Here is a 17,677-nt window from a genome sequence, read left to right as displayed (position 1 = left end):
GACGTGATCGCCCGGTTGCAGGCTGGTGACACCGGGGCCCACCTCGAGCACGACGCCCGCGCCCTCATGCCCCAGAATGGCCGGAAACGCCCCCTCGGGATCGGCCCCAGAGAGCGTGAAATCATCCGTGTGGCACAGGCCCGTCGCCTTGATCTCCACCAGAACCTCGCCCGCCTTCGGACCCTCGAGGTTCACCTCCATGATCTCCATCGGCTTGCCAGCCTCAACAGCCACCGCCGCACGTGTGCGCATGATTTGTCCTTTCCCTCAGAATTTGCCACAGTCTTGCGTCATGCGGCGCGGTGTTTCAATATCGAGAGCGTCACGCAGAGACCAGACTGCGGCAGATTCTGCGGCAATCTCCGGTAAGAGAGGCAAACACATGAAGAAAATCCTTGGCACCGCCCTGATGATCGGGGCACTGGCAGGCTGTATCGGCCCGGAAGGCGCGCCCCCTGAAGAGAACGCCTGCGGTGCGGCGCAGATGCAGGCGCTGGTCGGCACGCCGGTCGCAGCACAGGATTTCAGCGGGCACGCTGCGGTGCGCATCCTGCCGCCGGGGTCGATGGTGACGATGGATTACCGCCCCGACCGGCTGAATGTCGAACATGACGCAGACGGGGTGATCACGCGGATCGCTTGTGGCTGAGGGGGCGATTGAGCCTGTAAGGGCAGGTCTCGCCAAGCGGAAAGCCGCGCGGTGCCCGACCGCCGGGTGGGCGCTGCAACAGAAGTGATGGGCACTTTATGCCTGCCAAGTCTTCCGCGTTGCAAATGAGGTGGTGCGTTGCAAAAGCGCCCGCCCGAGGGGGCGGTCGGGCGCTGCGCGGCGGCACCTGCGGTGCCTTGATTCCGCGCTTTGGTGATTTGGGCCCGCGTCAATTCTCCGTTCCCTCATCTTGCCCTTGGCCCAGCGCACAAACACCAAGGCTGACTCGACTCCGCCCAGCCCTCGCTCTATTTGATACAGAACAAATAGAGAACAATGCCCGCCATGCCGACCCGCCGCATCCTGTCGATCTGGTTTCCCCGGCTCGGGGCCGAGCGCCTGCTGCGGCGGGTGACGGACCCGGACGCGCGGCTCTTTGCCGTGGTCAGTGCAGAGGCGCAGGATCAGGTGCTGACCTCTGTGTCGCGGCGCGCCGAGGCGCTGGGGCTGCGGCCCGGCCAACCGCTGCGCACGGCGCAGGCGCTCTGCCCCGATCTCATCACCCGGCCGCGCAACCGCGCCGCAGAGGCGGCGTTTCTGGCGGCGCTGGGGCGTTGGGCCGGGCGGTTCTCGCCCTTGGTGGGGGTCGAGGGCACGGCGGGCCTGCTCTTGGATGTCACCGGCTGCGCGCATCTCTTTGACGGCGAGGCGGGGTTGATCGCCACGCTGCGCGCCGAGGCGGGGGATCTGGGGCTGAGCCTGCGCTCTGGGCTGGCCGATACGGTCGGCGGCGCCTGGGCACTGGCGCGCTATGCCGGGCAAGGGGTGGCGGCGCAGCGTTCGGGCGATGCCATTGACCAAGAGGCCCGCGCCACGCGGTCGCGCGCCGCCAAGCGGCGGCATTGGGAGCGGGGCGGCGCAGCGCCTGCGGTCGCGGTCACGGCAGAGGCGGCCGAGATTGCGCCGCCGGGGCATCTGCCCGCGATGCTGGCCCCCCTGCCGGTGGCGGCGCTGCGCCTGCCGCCGGTGCTGGTGGCGGATCTGGCACGGCTGGGGTTGCGGCGGATCGGCGAGTTGGCGGCGCAACCGCGCGCCAGCCTTGCCCGCCGCTTTGGCCCCGAGGTGATGTTGCGGCTGGATCAGGCGCTGGGCCATGTGCCGGAACCGATGTCGCCCTCTGCCCCCGCCCCGCGGTTTGCCACGCGGCTGAGCCTGCCCGAGCCGATTGGGCTGCGGAGCGATATGGAAGCGGCGCTCTGCCGCCTGACCGAACGGCTGTGCCCTCTCTTGCAGGGCAAGGCACAGGGCGCGCGGCATCTGCGGCTGGAGGTGTATCGCGCCGATGGCGGGCTGCAATCAGTCGAGGTGCGGCTGGCGCGCGCGGTGGACCAGCCAGAGGCGATGCGCCCGCTCCTAGAGATGCAGCTTGACGGGATCGACGCCGGGTTCGGCATCGACATGCTGCGGCTTGAGGCGGTTGTGACCGCGCGGATGGAAACCCGGCAAGGCGAGAGCGGTCTGGGCCAAGGGCGGGGGGCCGGGGCGCAAGAGACGGCGCTGGCCGATCTGATCACCCGGTTGGGCGGGCGCATCGGGCTGGAGGCGATCACCCGCCGCCATCCCGCCGAGAGCCATATTCCCGAGAAATCCGCGCTGACCCTTGCGGCGGCCTGGTCGGAACCCACCCGCGGCCCCTGGCCCGCGCCCGAGGCGCGCCGCCCGCTGCTGATCTGGCCGCCAGAGCCGGTGATGCGGCCCGAAGCGGGGGAGGCCACGCTGCCCTTTCGCTGGCGCGGGCGGGCGCATGAGGTGGTGGGGGCCATCGGGCCAGAGCGGATCGCGCCAGAATGGTGGCTGGAGGACCCGGAATGGCGCAGCGGGGTGCGCGATTACTGGCAGGTGGTGACGACGCGCGGCGAGCGGCTCTGGCTCTTTCGCGCCCATGGCGGGCAAATCTCGGGCGGGTGGTTCTGTCAGGGGCGGTTTGCCTGAGCATGCACAGGAAAGCGCTTGATTTGACGCTGGATTGGCGCAACTCTGAACGCATGAGTTTGCAAAGCCTTGGCCCGCTTGCGGGCGCGCAGTCCTCGGCCCCACAAGTGGCGTTTCAACGCAGCGAACTGGGCGTGATCCTGTCACTCTATGGGCGGATGGTCGCGGCGGGGGAATGGCGGGATTACGGTATTTCCTGCCTGCGCGAGGTGGCGGTTTTTTCAGTCTTTCGGCGCACCGCCGAACATCCGCTCTACCGGATCGAAAAACGGCCAAAATTGCAGGGCAAACAGGGGCAATATGCGGTGATCGGCATGGATGGTCAGGTGCTCAAGCGCGGCCATGACCTGCGCACCGTGCTGCGGGTGCTGGAACGCAAGCTGATCCGCCCAGTGGAGTGAGAGAGCGCCGGGGCAGGTTTGCGCCCCGCCCCGGTCTATGTCGCGTGCCGCTCAGACGTCGTAATAGGCATACATCTGCTCAAGCGCATCCAGACCGGGCGCTTGGGGGTGATTGGCGGGGGATTGTTTGGCAGGGGCCTCGGGCGTGTAATAGGCCGCCACCCAATCGGGTGTCACGGGCGCAGCATTCCGCGCCGGGGGAACAGGGGTCTTGATCGGATAAGCCATGGCTTTTTCTCCATATTTCTATGGAGTTAACATAAGACGCTGCAGCGCAGCATAAACCCCTATCCCTGCATCCTCGCCATGCAGAGGGCGCATGGCCCGAAGAGGCCCGCCCGCACGGTCATCCGATCCAGAGATCCCCCGCCAGACCCAGCGTGAACCCCAGAACCGCGCCGAGGGCCGGCAACCAGGTGCGCCCGTCATGCGAGGCGGGCGCGATATCCTGAAAGATCAGGTAGAGGATGCCGCCCGCCGCGAACATCATGATAAACCCAAGAACGTCGGGCATATCGGTCAAAAAGCTGAACCCAAGGGCGGCGCAGACCGGACCAAGCAGCGCCAGCCCGGCAAAGAAAAGAACGATCCGCCCGCCATGTATCCGGCGGCCTTTCACGACGTCGCGGAACGCGGCAAAGCCTTCGGGCAGGTTCTGAAGGAAGATGAGGGCCGCAAGCAGAATGGCCTGCTTGGTCTGCGCGGTCAGCATGGCCCCGATGGCCATGGCCTCGGGGAGGAAATCGAGCAGCATCGCCAGAAGGGAGGCCCCGCGCGCGCCACTGGCGGCAAGGCAGCGATCGACCACAAAGAACACCACGCCGCCCCCGGCAAAGGCCGCAAGGGCAACGCCCATCGACAAGTCTTCGCGCGCATGCGGCACCAGAACCATCGCAATCGCCGCAAGAAGCGCCCCACCACCAAAGGCCATGATGCCATGGGTGGCGACACGCGGCAGTTTGCGACAGGTCGCCGACAGCGCGAGTGCGGCCCCAAGCGGCATGGCCGATCCGGCCATGAGCGCCAGTAGGATCGCGGACCAGAAACCGCCCAAGTCCACGCCGCTTACACGTGCCGCTCGACCATCATCTTTTTGATTTCAGCGATGGCCTTGGCCGGGTTGAGACCCTTGGGGCAGGTCTTGGTGCAGTTCATGATGGTGTGGCAACGGTAGAGCTTGAACGGGTCTTCCAGATCATCCAGACGCTCGCCGGTCGCCTCATCGCGGCTGTCGATGATCCAGCGATAGGCATGGAGGAGTGCGGCCGGTCCAAGGTATTTGTCGCCGTTCCACCAATAGGACGGGCAAGAGGTAGAGCAGGACGCGCACATCACGCATTCATAGAGCCCGTCGAGCTTCTCGCGGTCCTCAATGCTCTGCCGCCACTCTTTCGCCGGGCGGTTGGTCTTGGTTTCCAGCCAGGGCATGATGCTGGCGTGCTGGGCGTAGAAATGGGTGAGGTCGGGGATCAGGTCCTTGACCACGGGCATATGCGGCAACGGGTAGATTTTCACATCGCCCTTGATTTCATCCATACCGTAGATGCAGGCCAGCGTGTTGATCCCGTCGATATTCATCGCGCAAGAGCCGCAAATCCCCTCGCGGCAGGAGCGGCGGAAGGTGAGCGTGGGATCAATCTCGTTCTTGATCTTGATCAGCGCGTCCAGAACCATCGGACCGCAGGTGTCCATATCCACGAAATAGGTGTCCACGCGCGGGTTTTTGCCATCATCCGGGTTCCAGCGGTAAATCTGGAACTTGCGCACGGTCTTGGCAGCCTCGGGCTTGGGCCATGTCTTGCCCGTGGTCATCCGCGAATTCTTGGGGAGTGTGAGTTGAACCATCTTGCTACTCCTTGTCAGCCGCCCAAAAGGGTCAGGCTATTTTGGGTAATACATTGCACCGCTTGGGGGCGCTGCGCGATCTGGATAACCTGCTGCGTGGTCTCTGGCGTGACACCAGTGACGCCCGCGCTTGCGATCTGAATGATCTCACCCGCAGAGGCGGCATCAATCACGCAATCGGTGATCGGGGCGGCGTTGAGACCGGGAAACCGCTGCGCCACGACCGTGTTGACCACGCTCTTGGCCTGCGCGCGCGCAATGCCGTCGGCGACCTGATTGGTCGCGTCACAGGCGCTGAGAGCCAAGATTGCCGTAAAAGCCAACACTGGGCGGATCATCGGGTCAGTTACCTCTGAGACAATAGGTTGACCCGCCAAACAGGACGGGGGCGTGTGAAGGGCAAGAACCACGTACGCGAACGCTTTGTCTCTGCGCCTGAGTTGCGAAACGCGGGGTAGATGCCCGCCCCAGCCTTTGATCGGCACATTCATTGATACGATCCGCCTGCACCGGGCTCAGGTTCGATCCGGGGACGATCCAGCTAACTGTGCTGCCACCGGGCGGCAGTTCCGACCATGTTGCGCCAAAGCGCGCAGGTCCACGAATGCCCATCTCGTAGCGGCAATCAAGGATCGCCTTGCGCTGTTCCTGCACAGGTATCCGCGGACCCGGATTGGCAAACGCAGGCACCGAAAGAAACGCCACAAGAAGCGCTGCGGAAACTCTTTGGCTTGTAGACCATGAAAGCTGTGACATGCTTCTCTCCCTTAGAACGTCCGTTCCTTTGGTGCGATCTTCTTGAGGCTGATGCCGCCCTTGTCCTCGGTGGTCAGAGGCGTGGTGATGATCGGGCGATAGCTCAGATCGACGGTATTGCCTTCGACCCGTGCAATGGTGTGCACGCGCCAGTTTTCATCGTCGCGGGTGCTGAAATCCTCATGGGCATGTGCGCCGCGGCTTTCGTGCCGTGCCTCTGCGCCAAAGATCGTGGCGAGCGCGTTGGGCATGAGATTGGTCAGCTCCAGCGTTTCCATCAAGTCGCTGTTCCACACGAGGCTCCGGTCCGTAACCTTGATGTCGTCCATCTTGGCGGCGACGGCCTTCATCTTGTCCACGCCTTCAGCCAGCGTTTTCGAGGTGCGGAACACGGCGGCATCGGCCTGCATTGTGCGCTGCATCTCGAGCCGCAATTCGGCGGTGGGCACGGTGCCGGTGGCATGGCGCAGCCCGTCGAAACGCGCGAGCGCCTTGTCCACCTCGGCCTTGTTGGTGGCGGGCACGGCGGTGTCGGGGTCGACCACCTTGCCCGCGCGAATGGCGGCGGCGCGGCCAAAGACCACAAGGTCGATGAGCGAGTTGGAACCAAGCCGGTTGGCTCCATGCACGCTTGCACAGCCCGCCTCGCCCACGGCCATCAGACCGGGGACGACAGCATGGGGATTGTCTTTGGTGGGATTGACCACCTCGCCCCAATAGTTCGTGGGCACGCCGCCCATGTTGTAATGCACGGTGGGCAGAACCGGGATGGGTTCCTTGGTCACGTCGACCCCGGCAAAGATGCGCGCGCTCTCGGAAATGCCCGGCAGGCGCAGATGCAGCGCCTCGGGCGGCAGGTGGCTGAGGTTGAGGTGGATGTGATCGCCATCCGCCCCCACGCCGCGCCCTTCGCGGATTTCCATGGTCATGCAGCGGCTGACATAGTCGCGGGGGGCGAGATCCTTGTAGTTGGGCGCATAACGCTCCATGAAACGCTCGCCCTCGGAATTGGTGAGGTATCCCCCCTCGCCGCGCGCGCCCTCGGTGATCAGGCAGCCCGCGCCGAAAATGCCGGTGGGGTGGAATTGCACGAATTCCATGTCTTGCAGCGGCAGACCGGCGCGCGCCACCATCCCGCCGCCGTCGCCGGTGCAGGTATGGGCAGAGGTGGCGCTGAAATAGGCGCGGCCATAGCCGCCGGTGGCCAACACGACCATCTTGGCGTTAAAGACGTGGATGGTGCCATCGTCGAGTTTCCAGCAGACCACGCCGGTGCAGGCGCCATCGGTCATGATCAGATCAATGGCGAAATACTCGATGTAGAATTCCGCCTTCTGCTTGAGGCTCTGACCATAGAGCGTGTGCAGAATGGCATGGCCGGTGCGGTCGGCGGCGGCGCAGGTGCGCTGCACCGGCGGGCCTTCGCCGAATTCCGTTGTATGGCCCCCGAAGGGACGTTGATAGATCTTGCCCTCTTCGGTGCGGGAAAACGGCACGCCGTAATGCTCGAGCTCATAGACCGCCTTGGGCGCCTCGCGCGCGAGGTATTCCATCGCGTCAGTATCGCCCAGCCAATCGGACCCTTTGACCGTGTCATACATATGCCACTGCCAGCTATCGGGGCCCATATTGCCAAGGCTTGCGGCAATGCCGCCCTGCGCGGCAACAGTGTGCGAGCGGGTCGGGAAAACCTTGGTCACACAGGCCGTGCGCAGGCCCTGTTCGGCCATGCCGAGCGTCGCGCGCAGGCCCGCGCCGCCCGCGCCCACAACCACGACGTCATAATCATGCGTCTCGTATTCATAAGCAGCCATTTGTTACTTCCTCACAGCGCGATCTTGGCGAGGGCGAAAAGCCCGGTGGCGATCAGCCCGTAACTTAGAACGGTCACGGCAATAATCAGGCCCCGGCGCGTGCTGCCGTGGCTGTAATCCTCGATCATCGTCTGCGCGCCGCTGGCATAGTGCCGCAGCCCGAAAAAGATCACGAGGCCGGTGAGAATGGCCATCGCCGGATGCGAAAAGGCGGCCAGCACCTCGGCGCGGTCGCCGCCCAAGGCGCGACCAAAGGCCACCAGAAACACCGGGATGATCAGCGCAAGGCCCACGCCCGACAGTTTCATATACCAGAAATGCTCGGTCCCGGTGCCAGCCGCGCCCTTGCCTTCGGCGCGTTTGCGTGCGGTCAGATATCGCATGATGCTCTCCTCAGACCAAAAGCAGGGTGATGACGGTCAGAACGACCGACCCGATGATGCAGCCCCAACCAAGTTTCTCGGCGGTGGGAATGTCCATGCCCTTGCCCGCGTCGAAATAGAGGTGCCGCAGCCCGGCAAGGTAGTGATACCACACCGCCCAGACCGAGAGCGACAGGACCAGATCGCCGAACCAAGAGGTGACAACCGCATCGGCCAGCGCGAAATAGGCGTCAGAGGTGGAAGCCGCCAAGAGCCACCACACGATCAAAAGCGCCGCCACGATCAGCGCATTGCCGGTGATCCGGGTCAGGATCGAGGTGATCGAGGTCAGTTGCGGGCGGTAAATTTGCAGGTGCGGCGAAAGCGGGCGTTCAACCGGTTTGGTTTCAGCCATGGAGCAACTCCTTTGCAGATGGCGGGCGGCGCGACAGCCGTCTTTTGCTGGGTTTCTTGTTATACTTTTTCTCAGGCATGTCACCTGTCCCGCGCGTCAAAACCCCGGTTTTGGGTCAATTGGCCGCAAAAATATTACGTTTGTGATCACGAAAATAATCGTGTGATCACAAATAACGCCAATGGGAATCAGGTTTTCCGGTGAGGTTTGCCTGAGTCTCTATCCACGACCGCCCGAAAACTCGGATAGTCCCCGAGTCTCTGGTCGATTTTGTGATCACAAATCGGAAGTGCGCAAGAAAAAGCCCGGACCGTTTCCGATCCGGGCCAATGCTCTGCGATGCCGCGGCTCAGTGCAGCTTGGCTTCGACATCTGCGATGGCGGCGTCGATCAACGCGTTGCCATCGGCGGCGGTCATCTGCTTGGCGATCACATCGCGCGCCGCGGCGACAGCCACCACAACGGCCTGATCGCGCACGTCGCGGATGGCGCGCGCCTCGGCGCTCGCGATCTGCTCTTCGGCGGCCTGCATACGGCGGGCAATCGACGCCTTGATCTCGTCCTTGGCCTCTTCGGCGGCGGCGTTGGCCTCTTCCTTGGCCTGCGCCACGATACGGTCGGCCTGCGCCTGCACATCCTTTTGCTTGCGCTCATAGCTGGCAAGCAGGGTCTGTGCCTCTTCGCGCAGGGCGCGCGCTTCGTCGAGTTCGGCCTTGATATTGGCAGCGCGCTCGTCGAGTTTCTTGCCCAAGAGCGCCGGAACCTTGACGTAAATCAGGAAGCCGACAAAGAGCAAGAAGGCGAGCAGAACCACGAAATTCGTGTTACTCAGCGAGAAGAACGGCCCCGAAGCCGCCAGCGCGGGGCTGGCAAAAAGGGCGGCAACCATGGTCAGAAGCGTCTTTTGCATGGCGGTTATCCCTTCATCCGGTCGGCAACAGCGGCCCCGACGGTTTTCGCGTCGGCCTTGCCACCCATCACGGCAACAATCTCGGCGGCGGCGGCAAGGGCCACTTCCTTGACGCTGTCGATGGCATTGGCGCGGATTTCGGCAATCTTCTTTTCGCCTTCTGCCGCACGGGCGGCAATCTCGGCATCCGCCTTGGCGGTGGCGGCGTCCAGCTCTGCCTTGATCTCGGCCTTGGCCTGACCCACGATGGTCTGCGCCTCGGTGCGGGCATCGGCCAGCGCCTTGAGATAGGCCTGTTCCGCCTGAACCGCCTTGGCTTTGAGGTCTTCGGCCGCAGCAAGATCGTTGGTAATCGCTCCCTGCCGCTCTGCCATCACCGCCGCAATACGCGGCAGCGCGATGCGCGACAGGACAAAGTAAATCACGACCAGCGTGACGAGGAGCCAGAAAATCTGGTTGCCAAAGGTCGAAAGATCCAGCTGGGGCAGGCCCGGCGTGGATGCGGCTTGACCAGCGGCGTCATGCGTTTCGCTTGCCATGTCGTCCTCCTAGGGAAAGTTCCGTGTCACCGAGGGGTGGCGTCGCGCCACCCCCCAGCCGTAAGGATCAGCTACCCGAGAGACTTAGACAGCGAACATCAGCAGAAGGGCGACGAGGAACGAGAAGATCCCCAGTGCTTCTGCAAAGGCGATGCCGATGAACAGCGTCGCGGTCTGGCCAGCAGCAGCCGACGGGTTACGCAGCGCGCCAGCGAGGAAGTTGCCGGCAACATTGCCCACACCCATCGCAGCCCCGCCCATGCCCATGCAGGCCAGGCCAGCGCCGATATATGCACCCATTTGAACGATATCGCCTTCCATAGTGATGTCTCCTTACGTTGGAATTGGCATTGATCGGTTGGTCGTGGGGCGGGCGAACCCGCCGTCGTTTGGTAGGCGGGACGCGCCCGCCGTCACCCCTTAGTGGCTCGGATGCAGCGCATCCTTGAGATAGACACAGGTCAGGATGGTAAAGACATAGGCCTGAATGAAGGCCACCAGCACCTCGAGCGCATAGATGGTCGAGATGGCGAGGATCGAGAGCGGCGTCACCACAAGGCCGATCCCGGTCGAAATCAGGATCATCGGTGCGAAGGCCGCGAACACTTTGACCACGGCGTGACCGGCCATCATGTTACCGGCAAGACGGATCGAGTGGCTGACGGGGCGCACGAAGTAGGAAATCACCTCGATCAGCGCCAGCACCGGGCGCAGCGCGAGCGGCGCGGAACTGACCCAGAAGAGGCCCAGAAAACCCGCGCCATGCTTGACAAAGCCGACGATGGTCACGGTCAGGAACACCATCATCGCCATCACAGCCGTCACCGCGATATGGCTCGTGGTGGTAAAGGCCATCGGCAGAAGGCCGAGGAAGTTGGCGAAGAGAATGAACAGAAAGAGCGTCATGATATAGGGGAAGAACACCAGCGCATCCTTGCCCGCCACATCCTCGACCATCTTGCGGACGAAATCATAGAGCAGTTCGGCCACAGATTGCGTTCGCGTGGGGATCGTGGCCCGGCGCGAGGTGCCAAGAACCAGAAGCGCGAAGATCGCCAGCACCGTCAGCGCCATCCACAGCGTGACGTTGGTCAGCGTGAACACACCAACTGCGCCCTCGCCAAAGAGCGGCTTGACCATGAACTGATCCATCGGGTGGAAAACCAGACCGGGTTCCCCGGCACCGTGCGCTTCAGTCGCCATTCTTTGCCCTCTCATCCCCGCCTTGCGCGGGCTTGTCCATGCTCTGCTGGATTTCGGCGGCGCTGCGCATCATCGTCTTGACGCCTGCGGCCACCCCCAGCAACGTGAAGATGACAAGGAACACCGGCATCGTCCCCAAGAGGAAATCCAGCCCGTATCCCATGCCGAAACCGATCAAAAGACCGGCCACCAGCTCGATCACCATCCGCCAGGCCATCTGGGCCTGAGAATAATGCTCGTCCTGATGGGGCTTGGGCGCGTCCTTTGCCTTGAGCTTTGCGATCTTCGCTTCCAGCTCTGCCAGTTGCGCGCGCTGCTCGGGATCGGTCACGTGGGCCCCCTCAGGATGTTGCGCATGTGCTAGGGCCTGCGCGCGCCTGAGTCAAGCACCCCAAGGGCGACCGGGGAATTGGGATAAACTGTTGTTTTATTGAGTATTTTTACCAAGAAGAAGCAGGGCGGCCATTCTGCCGCAACCGCCCCGAGGCCGATTGGCGGCGGTTTGGTATATTCAACCGTTTGGTTGAGTTTTGCTGAACGACCACGCCCAAGGCCGCTGCGGGACAGGCAAGGACACGCCGCAAGCGGCCCGGTCTCAGCAAACCCGGCATGGATCAGCCGTTGACGCCGACCGCGCGCTTGGGCTTATGAAGGGCATGCACAATGCGCCCGCCCTCGACATGGTTTTTGCCGCCCTCGCCGATCCCACCCGGCGCGCGATCCTGTCGATGCTGCTTGAGGATGACATGGCGGTGACGGATGTGGCCGAACCGTTCGAGATGAGCCTTGCCGCGATTTCCAAGCATCTGGTCATTCTGGGCCGCGCCGGGCTGATCACGCAGGAACGCCGCGGGCGCGTGACCTGGTGCAAGCTCGAGCCGGACGCGCTGCGCGATGCGTCGATCTGGATGCAGAGCTTTGGCCAGTTCGAGGCGGTCAACCTTGATGCGTTCGAGCGGTTTCTCAAGACGGAATTGCCGGATGAGGGCTGACGCCTGCCCCCTGCCAGACGCGCGGATTGATATGGTGGCGGATGCGATCCTGGTGCCGCCGCAGGCCGAGACCGGCATGACCTGTGGGGTGCTTGGGCCGGATGGCAACGCCCTTGCGGCGGCGCGCACCTATTATTCCGACGCCCGCTTTACGCCTGACCCGACCCCGCCGGATGCGCCCCCGGCCCATCTGCACGGTCGCTGGCTCTTTGCCGGGATGGGGCGCTATCATTTCGGGCATTTCCTGCTTGAGAGCACGCCGCGCCTCTGGGCCTTGGATCATGTTGCAACGCCCGTCGATGGCATCGCCCTTTTTTCCAGACCGGGCCGCGACATTGCTGCCGTTCTGCGCCGCCGCCTTGGCCCTCTGATGGCGCAGTTGGGCCAGAACCTGCCTATACACCTGATCGAGCATCCGACACGTGTGGATGAGCTGGTTCTGCCCTCTCAAGGGTTCGGTCATCTGCACTGGAGCCATGGCACCCCCGAGGCCCGCGCCTATATGCGCCGACATCTCTGTGCCGGACCGGTGCCGGAAGGGCCAGAGCGCATCTATATCTCGCGGCGGCGTCTCAAGGACCCGATAAAGCAGGTGCCGCATGAACGCCTGCTCGAACGCTGGACCACCAAGGCGGGCTATCAGGTGATCCACCCGGAGCGATTGACAATCCCCGAGCAAATCGCCGCCTACCGCGCCGCCAAGGTCATTCTCGGCCCTGATGGATCAGCCTTTCATCTGGCCGCCTTCGTATTCTCCCCCGGTGCCAAGGTCGGTCTCATTCAGCGCCGCACGAGGCAGGATGTGTTCGACGCCATCGCGCAGCAGATCACCGGCTTTTCCGATGTGGATCTCACGAGTTTTGCCGCCCTGTCGGATTACGCGCCCACCGCAGAGGATGGTCCACGACCACCGCAGATGCTGGGCCTGCGCGCCGATCTTCAGGCGGCCGGTTTTATCTGAGGCTGGCTTTCGTCCTTGAGAAGCAGCACCAGCGCCACCACGGTCAGCCCCACCCCCATCAAAACGACCACCGGCGGAAGCGGATGCCCCAGCGCCGCCTGCCAGAGCGTGACCCATGTGGGGGTGAGGTAGGTATAGGCCATCACCTTGGCACTGGGCAGGTTTAGGCTGGCATATTGCAGGCAGACAAAGGTCATCGCCGTGGCAAAGACAGCTGTGTATAGGATCGTGATCCAGACAATCGCAGGCAGCCCCGCCCAATCGGTCGCCCGGATATCGCCCCAACCTGCCGCCGTGATCAGAAACGCCGCGCCCAGCATGGTGCCAAACGAAAACACCACGGGCCGTTCGCCCCGGTTGAGGCGGCGCACCAGCGGCGTATAGATCGCATGGGCCGCGCAGCCAAAGAAATAGATCGCCTCGCCGCGCCCGACCTCGAACGCCATCAAGGCCGAGACATCGGCGCGAAAGATCACCCAGAGCGCGCCCATCGCCCCGACGCCCAGCGCCAGTGCCATGCGCGGCGTCGTGATCTGGCGCAAGAGCACATAGCCCGCAATCCCCGCCATGATCGGGGTGAGGGTAAAGACCGCCGCCGCCGATACCGGTGCTGCGGTCTTGAGCCCCTCGAACATCATCACAAAATAAAGGCCCATGGCCCCGCCCAAGAGCAGGTAGCGCCAGGGGGCCGCCCAAGTGGCGCGCGGGATGCCCCGGCCCAGCATCGCCCCGCTGCCAAGGATCACGGCAGCCAGCAGGAACCGCGGCGCGTTGAGCGCGGCGGGCGCAATATGCTGCGCCGCCATCGAGCCCAGCGCGAAGGACCCCGCCACCAGTCCGGAAAAACAGAGCATCGCGAGATGCCCCTTGAGTGCTGGTGTCACGCCACTGGCCACGCCGCCGCGCGCTCTTTGAGATGGCTCAGGAACGCCTGCACCTTGGTGGTGCGGTGCAGGTCCATATGCGTGACCAGCCAGAGGGGTGCGGCCCATTCGGGACGGGGCGGCATCACCTGGATAAGCCCCGGCATCTCGGCGGCCTGCAGGACCGAAGTGAACCCGATCCCGGCCCCGGCGAGGATCGCATTGCGCTGCGCATGCACATCGCCCGAGCGAAACACGATGGCCTCGCCCGGCACATTCTCTTGCAGCCAGCGCAGGAACGGCGCGCGCGTCTTGGGGTCATCGGCCCCGATGAACCGATGTTTTGCCAGATCTTCGGGACCTTTGGGCAGGCCGTGGCGCGCCACATAGCTGTCGCTCGCATAGAGGGTGAATTGCTGCTGAAAGAAGGGTTGCACCACATTGTCGGGCTGATCGGGCACAGAGCCTGCCCGGATCGCCACATGCGCCTCGCCATATTCCAGCCGAAACAGGCGGTCCCCGGTCAGATAGCGCACCATCAGCGCCGGATACGCCTCTTGAAACGCGGCCAGCACCGGGACGAGCAGATGGCTGAGCCCGCCAATCGAGGTCACGACCAATTCGCCCGACACGTCATTGCCCTGCCCCTTGATGCGCCCGGCCAACTGGTTGAACTGATCATCCGTCGCCTGCGCCACCCGGAGCAGGTCTTCGCCCGCCTCGGTGGGCGTATAGCCGCGCGCATGCCGCTGAAAGAGCTTGACGCCCAGTCGCTCTTCGAGCGCGTCAATATGGCGGATGACGGTGGCATGATGCACGCCCAGCACCTCTGCTGCGCCACTCACGGTGCCGATCCGCGCCACGTTATAGGCGGTTCGCACCTCGTCCCAATTCTCCATCATCCCGATCACCCCGCCCGGCCGCCTCAATGCCGCGCAACTATGATGCGGCGGCGCGGCGGTTGCAATCACCCGCAATGCGCGTAGCATGGCGAAATCCTCGCCTTGAGCCGAACGCCGATGAAAGTCACGCAGAGCAGCCCGGATCTGTTGATCCTCGAAGAGATGCCATGGTTCATCGCGATCATGCTCAGCCTCTTTACCCTCATGTCAGCGGCGATCGGGCTCTTGGTTCTGTCGCAGTCGCTGCTGGGGGGGCTCGTGTTCCTGCTGGTGGGGGGCGGTATGGGGCTTGCGGGCGTCGGCATTTTTGTCGAGCGGTTGCAACTTATCCTCGATGCGCGCGCGGGCCGCGTCACCCTGCGCTCGCGCACCATCTTTCGTCACCGCGAGACTGTCTTTGACCTCTCGGATCTGATCCGCGCCACGGGCGAGAGCACGCTGTCGGGCGGCGATACCAGCAGCGATCCGTCGCGTGTGCGCCGCCCCGTGCATCGCCCCGCGCTTGTCCTGCGCGACGGGGCGGGCGGCACCCCGCACTTGCACCCGATCACCGAGATTTATGACAGCAGCCGCTCTTCGGCCGAGGCGGTGCGCGCGATCAACCAATGGCTCAGCGATCTGCGCGGTCCCGACCCCACGCTTGACTCCGCGCTACCCCCGCGTTAAACGCCCCCCAATTCCCGGAGGCCGATGCTTCCGGTCCCGGCCCTGTGTCGGGATCGCCCCCCGTCAGCGCGTTGCGCCCACGGGGGCGTTTATCGTTTGAACCGTTGCCCCTATGTTGGGGGTGACATGGCAGCAACCGGCAAAGGAGCCTGAGCGATGTTTGAAAATCTATCCGAACGCCTCTCCGGTGTCTTTGACCGGCTGACGAAACAGGGGTCACTGTCCGAAGAGGATGTGAAAACCGCCCTGCGCGAAGTGCGCGTGGCCCTCTTGGAGGCCGACGTCTCGCTGCCCGTCGCGCGCGATTTCATCAAGACGGTTGAGAGCCGCGCCACCGGTCAGGCGGTAACGAAATCCGTGACCCCCGGCCAACAGGTCGTCAAGATCGTGCATGACGCATTGGTCGAGACATTGCGCGGCGCGGGCGACCCCGGCGCGCTCAAGATCGACAATCCGCCTGCGCCGATCCTCATGGTCGGTCTGCAAGGCTCGGGGAAAACCACCACCACCGCCAAGCTCGCCAAGCGGCTCAAGGACCGTGAGGGCAAGCGCGTGCTCATGGCCTCGCTCGACACCAACCGCCCGGCGGCGATGGAACAGCTTGCGATCTTGGGCAAACAGATCGGCGTCGATACCCTGCCCATCGTCAAGGGCGAAGACCCGGTGCAGATCGCCAAACGCGCCAAGACGCAAGCGGCGCTTGGCGGCTATGACGTCTACATGCTCGACACCGCAGGGCGCTTGCACATCGACGCGGAACTGATCGCGCAGGCGGCGGCGGTGCGCGATGTGGCCCAACCGCGCGAGACGCTGCTGGTGGTCGATGGCCTGACCGGTCAGGACGCTGTCAACGTCGCCACAGAGTTTGACGCCAAGATCGGCGTGACCGGCGTGGTTCTGACCCGGATGGATGGCGACGGGCGCGGCGGTGCCGCCCTCTCGATGCGCGCGATCACCGGCAAGCCCATTCGCTTTGTCGGCCTTGGCGAAAAGATGGACGCGCTCGAGACCTTTGAGCCAGAGCGTATCGCGGGCCGTATCCTCGGCATGGGCGATATCGTGGCGCTGGTGGAAAAGGCGCAGGAAACCATCGAGGCGGCCGAAGCCGAAAAGATGATGCGCCGCATGGCCAAGGGTCAGTTCAACATGAACGACCTCAAGGGCCAGCTGGAACAGATGCAAAAAATGGGCGGCATGCAGGGGCTGATGGGCATGATGCCCGGCATGGGCAAGATGGCCAAGCAGGTCGAGGATGCCGGGTTCGACGACAAGATGCTGACCCGTCAGATCGCCATGATCCAGTCGATGACCAAGAAAGAGCGCGCCAATCCCGCGCTGCTTCAGGCCAGCCGCAAAAAGCGGATCGCTGCAGGGTCGGGCATGGATGTGTCCGACCTCAACAAACTGCTCAAGATGCACCGCCAGATGGCGGACATGATGAAGAAAATGGGCAAGATGGGCAAAGGCGGCATGCTGAAACAGGCCATGAAAGGCATGTTCGGCAAGGGCGGCATGCCTGACATGAACGACCCGCAGGCGATGGAAGAGGCGGCCAAGGCCCTGGGCGGCAAGCTGCCCGGCGGTCTGGCGGGCAAGCTGCCGGGGCTTGGCGGCGGCATGGGCCTGCCCCCCGGTCTCTCTGGCTTTGGCAAGAAGAAATAGCGCCGTGCTTTCATCGTTCTCCAAATACTCAAAGTCCAATGCGCGCGGGCAAACGCGCGGGGAGGGCCTATGTCCATGAGCTTTACCCAAGCCCCCACGCTCGAAACCCCGCGCCTGATCCTGCGTGGGCCAGAGGCGCGGGATATCGAGCCGACGATCGCCTTTCTTCTCGACCGGGACCGGTCCGAAGGGTTTGGATCTTCGCCCAACCGAGGCGAGGCGTGGCGGTGGTTTACCCTCAATGTCGGGCACTGGCATATCCACGGCTATGGCTATTTCACCATCGAGATGAAGGACACCGGCGAGACCGCAGGCATCGCCGGTATCTGGAATCCCGAGGGCTGGCCCGAGCCGGAATTGGGCTGGGCGCTCTATGCCGGGTTCGAGGGGCGTGGCATCGCCTATGAGGCCGCGGCGCGCGCCCGCCAATATGCCTATGAAGACCTCGGGTTCACGACCCTCACTTCGAACATCGTGCCGGGCAATACACGCTCGGTCGCACTTGCAGAACGTCTGGGCGCATGGTTCGAGCGGGAATATGACAATATCCACATGGGACGCGACCTGCTCTATCGCCACCCCGGCCCCGATGCCGCCTTTGGCCGTGACGACGACGGCTCGGTCGAGGCCTACGCATGACCACCTTCACCGTGCATATCCCCGAGGTCAAAAGCGGTGATCTTGTCCTGCGCGCGATTTGCGAGGATGATCTTGACGCGCTCGCGGCCTTTTATGCTGGCGCGCG

General features: G+C 63.8%; 23 protein-coding genes. 8 read left to right on the top strand and 15 right to left on the bottom strand.

The features are described from left to right. The coding region (locus tag KBT70_RS11270; protein ID WP_296633044.1) for an alcohol dehydrogenase catalytic domain-containing protein at positions 1–252 on the bottom strand (252 nt) is incomplete at its 3' end. Between the two features lie 130 nt (positions 253–382). Between KBT70_RS11270 and KBT70_RS11265 the strand changes: the two genes are divergently transcribed. From KBT70_RS11265 to KBT70_RS11255, 3 genes are all read left to right on the top strand, one after another. Continuing rightward, positions 383–649, top strand: a complete 267-nt coding sequence (locus KBT70_RS11265; RefSeq protein ID WP_296633041.1) for an I78 family peptidase inhibitor — start codon at positions 383–385, stop codon at positions 647–649. Between the two features lie 345 nt (positions 650–994). Beyond that, positions 995–2,641, top strand: a complete 1,647-nt coding sequence (locus KBT70_RS11260; protein ID WP_296633055.1) for a DNA polymerase Y family protein — start codon at positions 995–997, stop codon at positions 2,639–2,641. Between the two features lie 53 nt (positions 2,642–2,694). Further along, positions 2,695–3,042: a DUF2794 domain-containing protein gene (locus KBT70_RS11255; protein ID WP_296633052.1), complete on the top strand. Its 348-nt coding sequence runs from the start codon at positions 2,695–2,697 to the stop codon at positions 3,040–3,042. 51 nt (positions 3,043–3,093) lie between these two features. Here KBT70_RS11255 and KBT70_RS11250 read toward each other — a convergent pair whose 3' ends face one another. The 12 genes from KBT70_RS11250 to KBT70_RS11195 all read right to left on the bottom strand — a co-directional run bounded on the left by KBT70_RS11250 (position 3,094) and on the right by KBT70_RS11195 (position 11,217). Continuing rightward, a complete protein-coding gene (locus tag KBT70_RS11250) occupies positions 3,094–3,270 on the bottom strand; it encodes a hypothetical protein (protein WP_296633038.1) in 177 nt (58 codons plus the stop codon). A 118-nt stretch (positions 3,271–3,388) separates the two neighbouring features. Then, positions 3,389–4,102 carry a divalent cation transporter gene (locus KBT70_RS11245; protein WP_296633033.1) on the bottom strand — a complete coding sequence of 238 codons (714 nt, stop codon included), beginning with the start codon at positions 4,100–4,102 and terminating at the stop codon, positions 3,389–3,391. Between the two features lie 5 nt (positions 4,103–4,107). Continuing rightward, positions 4,108–4,887: a succinate dehydrogenase iron-sulfur subunit gene (locus KBT70_RS11240; RefSeq protein ID WP_296633030.1), complete on the bottom strand. Its 780-nt coding sequence runs from the start codon at positions 4,885–4,887 to the stop codon at positions 4,108–4,110. Positions 4,888–4,901: 14 nt separating this feature from the next. After that, complete coding sequence (locus KBT70_RS11235; RefSeq protein WP_296633028.1) at positions 4,902–5,225, bottom strand: succinate dehydrogenase; 324 nt, start codon at positions 5,223–5,225, stop codon at positions 4,902–4,904. Positions 5,226–5,654: 429 nt separating this feature from the next. Then, positions 5,655–7,457, bottom strand: a complete 1,803-nt coding sequence (sdhA, locus tag KBT70_RS11230) for a succinate dehydrogenase flavoprotein subunit (RefSeq protein ID WP_296633022.1) — start codon at positions 7,455–7,457, stop codon at positions 5,655–5,657. Positions 7,458–7,468: 11 nt separating this feature from the next. Next, positions 7,469–7,840: a succinate dehydrogenase, hydrophobic membrane anchor protein gene (sdhD, locus tag KBT70_RS11225; protein ID WP_008279660.1), complete on the bottom strand. Its 372-nt coding sequence runs from the start codon at positions 7,838–7,840 to the stop codon at positions 7,469–7,471. A 10-nt stretch (positions 7,841–7,850) separates the two neighbouring features. Continuing rightward, positions 7,851–8,234 (bottom strand): succinate dehydrogenase, cytochrome b556 subunit, encoded by a 384-nt coding sequence (gene sdhC / locus KBT70_RS11220; protein WP_296633016.1) that lies wholly within the window; start codon positions 8,232–8,234, stop codon positions 7,851–7,853. Between the two features lie 349 nt (positions 8,235–8,583). Beyond that, positions 8,584–9,144 (bottom strand): F0F1 ATP synthase subunit B, encoded by a 561-nt coding sequence (locus KBT70_RS11215; RefSeq protein WP_296633013.1) that lies wholly within the window; start codon positions 9,142–9,144, stop codon positions 8,584–8,586. 5 nt (positions 9,145–9,149) lie between these two features. Beyond that, positions 9,150–9,683 (bottom strand): F0F1 ATP synthase subunit B', encoded by a 534-nt coding sequence (locus KBT70_RS11210; RefSeq protein WP_296633010.1) that lies wholly within the window; start codon positions 9,681–9,683, stop codon positions 9,150–9,152. 84 nt (positions 9,684–9,767) lie between these two features. After that, positions 9,768–10,004, bottom strand: a complete 237-nt coding sequence (locus KBT70_RS11205) for a F0F1 ATP synthase subunit C (RefSeq protein ID WP_008279665.1) — start codon at positions 10,002–10,004, stop codon at positions 9,768–9,770. Between the two features lie 99 nt (positions 10,005–10,103). After that, the gene (locus KBT70_RS11200) at positions 10,104–10,886 is read right to left on the bottom strand and encodes a F0F1 ATP synthase subunit A (protein ID WP_296633004.1); all 783 of its coding nucleotides are present in this window, start codon (positions 10,884–10,886) and stop codon (positions 10,104–10,106) included. After that, on the bottom strand, positions 10,876–11,217 hold the full coding sequence (locus tag KBT70_RS11195) for an AtpZ/AtpI family protein (RefSeq protein WP_296632999.1): 342 nt from the start codon (positions 11,215–11,217) through the stop codon (positions 10,876–10,878). Before KBT70_RS11195 ends, KBT70_RS11200 begins: the two co-directional genes overlap by 11 nt. Positions 11,218–11,542: 325 nt before the next feature. On the opposite strand from KBT70_RS11195, the gene KBT70_RS11190 reads away from it, so the two are divergent. Both KBT70_RS11190 and KBT70_RS11185 read left to right on the top strand, forming a co-directional pair. Continuing rightward, positions 11,543–11,878, top strand: coding sequence for a metalloregulator ArsR/SmtB family transcription factor (locus KBT70_RS11190; protein WP_296632994.1), 336 nt, complete (start codon positions 11,543–11,545; stop codon positions 11,876–11,878). Then, positions 11,868–12,839 carry a glycosyltransferase family 61 protein gene (locus KBT70_RS11185; RefSeq protein WP_296632989.1) on the top strand — a complete coding sequence of 324 codons (972 nt, stop codon included), beginning with the start codon at positions 11,868–11,870 and terminating at the stop codon, positions 12,837–12,839. Before KBT70_RS11190 ends, KBT70_RS11185 begins: the two co-directional genes overlap by 11 nt. On the opposite strand, the gene KBT70_RS11180 is transcribed toward KBT70_RS11185, so the two are convergent. Then, entirely contained in the window at positions 12,818–13,723 is a 906-nt protein-coding gene (locus tag KBT70_RS11180; protein WP_296633049.1) for a DMT family transporter, read from the bottom strand. The genes KBT70_RS11185 and KBT70_RS11180 overlap by 22 nt on opposite strands. After that, positions 13,720–14,601: a LysR family transcriptional regulator gene (locus KBT70_RS11175; RefSeq protein WP_296633046.1), complete on the bottom strand. Its 882-nt coding sequence runs from the start codon at positions 14,599–14,601 to the stop codon at positions 13,720–13,722. Before KBT70_RS11175 ends, KBT70_RS11180 begins: the two co-directional genes overlap by 4 nt. A gap of 105 nt (positions 14,602–14,706) precedes the next feature. Here KBT70_RS11175 and KBT70_RS11170 point away from each other — a divergent pair, with 105 nt between their 5' ends. The 3 genes from KBT70_RS11170 (at position 14,707) to KBT70_RS11160 (ending at position 17,571) form a co-directional block, all read left to right on the top strand. Further along, positions 14,707–15,270, top strand: coding sequence for a hypothetical protein (locus KBT70_RS11170; RefSeq protein WP_296632983.1), 564 nt, complete (start codon positions 14,707–14,709; stop codon positions 15,268–15,270). A gap of 156 nt (positions 15,271–15,426) precedes the next feature. Beyond that, complete coding sequence (gene ffh / locus KBT70_RS11165) at positions 15,427–16,932, top strand: signal recognition particle protein (RefSeq protein ID WP_296632981.1); 1,506 nt, start codon at positions 15,427–15,429, stop codon at positions 16,930–16,932. Between the two features lie 75 nt (positions 16,933–17,007). Continuing rightward, positions 17,008–17,571: a GNAT family N-acetyltransferase gene (locus KBT70_RS11160; RefSeq protein WP_296632978.1), complete on the top strand. Its 564-nt coding sequence runs from the start codon at positions 17,008–17,010 to the stop codon at positions 17,569–17,571. Positions 17,572–17,677 lie beyond the last annotated feature (106 nt).

Origin of the sequence: Roseovarius sp. (assembly GCF_018066915.1) — a bacterium.
GTDB lineage: Bacteria > Pseudomonadota > Alphaproteobacteria > Rhodobacterales > Rhodobacteraceae > Roseovarius.
Note: the sequence above shows the minus strand (reverse complement) of the source record. Positions and strands in the feature narration are given on the sequence as shown.

Coding starts and splice junctions, on each gene's coding strand:
- KBT70_RS11160 (WP_296632978.1), top strand. CDS start 17,008: ATGAGCTTTACCCAAGCCCCCACGCTCGAAACCCCGCGCCTGATCCTG.
- KBT70_RS11190 (WP_296632994.1), top strand. CDS start 11,543: ATGCACAATGCGCCCGCCCTCGACATGGTTTTTGCCGCCCTCGCCGAT.
- KBT70_RS11200 (WP_296633004.1), bottom strand. CDS start 10,886: ATGGCGACTGAAGCGCACGGTGCCGGGGAACCCGGTCTGGTTTTCCAC.
- ffh (WP_296632981.1), top strand. CDS start 15,427: ATGTTTGAAAATCTATCCGAACGCCTCTCCGGTGTCTTTGACCGGCTG.
- KBT70_RS11205 (WP_008279665.1), bottom strand. CDS start 10,004: ATGGAAGGCGATATCGTTCAAATGGGTGCATATATCGGCGCTGGCCTG.
- KBT70_RS11255 (WP_296633052.1), top strand. CDS start 2,695: ATGAGTTTGCAAAGCCTTGGCCCGCTTGCGGGCGCGCAGTCCTCGGCC.
- KBT70_RS11240 (WP_296633030.1), bottom strand. CDS start 4,887: ATGGTTCAACTCACACTCCCCAAGAATTCGCGGATGACCACGGGCAAG.
- KBT70_RS11215 (WP_296633013.1), bottom strand. CDS start 9,144: ATGCAAAAGACGCTTCTGACCATGGTTGCCGCCCTTTTTGCCAGCCCC.
- KBT70_RS11260 (WP_296633055.1), top strand. CDS start 995: ATGCCGACCCGCCGCATCCTGTCGATCTGGTTTCCCCGGCTCGGGGCC.
- KBT70_RS11235 (WP_296633028.1), bottom strand. CDS start 5,225: ATGATCCGCCCAGTGTTGGCTTTTACGGCAATCTTGGCTCTCAGCGCC.
- KBT70_RS11265 (WP_296633041.1), top strand. CDS start 383: ATGAAGAAAATCCTTGGCACCGCCCTGATGATCGGGGCACTGGCAGGC.
- sdhC (WP_296633016.1), bottom strand. CDS start 8,234: ATGGCTGAAACCAAACCGGTTGAACGCCCGCTTTCGCCGCACCTGCAA.
- sdhA (WP_296633022.1), bottom strand. CDS start 7,457: ATGGCTGCTTATGAATACGAGACGCATGATTATGACGTCGTGGTTGTG.
- KBT70_RS11185 (WP_296632989.1), top strand. CDS start 11,868: ATGAGGGCTGACGCCTGCCCCCTGCCAGACGCGCGGATTGATATGGTG.
- sdhD (WP_008279660.1), bottom strand. CDS start 7,840: ATGCGATATCTGACCGCACGCAAACGCGCCGAAGGCAAGGGCGCGGCT.
- KBT70_RS11210 (WP_296633010.1), bottom strand. CDS start 9,683: ATGGCAAGCGAAACGCATGACGCCGCTGGTCAAGCCGCATCCACGCCG.
- KBT70_RS11175 (WP_296633046.1), bottom strand. CDS start 14,601: ATGGAGAATTGGGACGAGGTGCGAACCGCCTATAACGTGGCGCGGATC.
- KBT70_RS11250 (WP_296633038.1), bottom strand. CDS start 3,270: ATGGCTTATCCGATCAAGACCCCTGTTCCCCCGGCGCGGAATGCTGCG.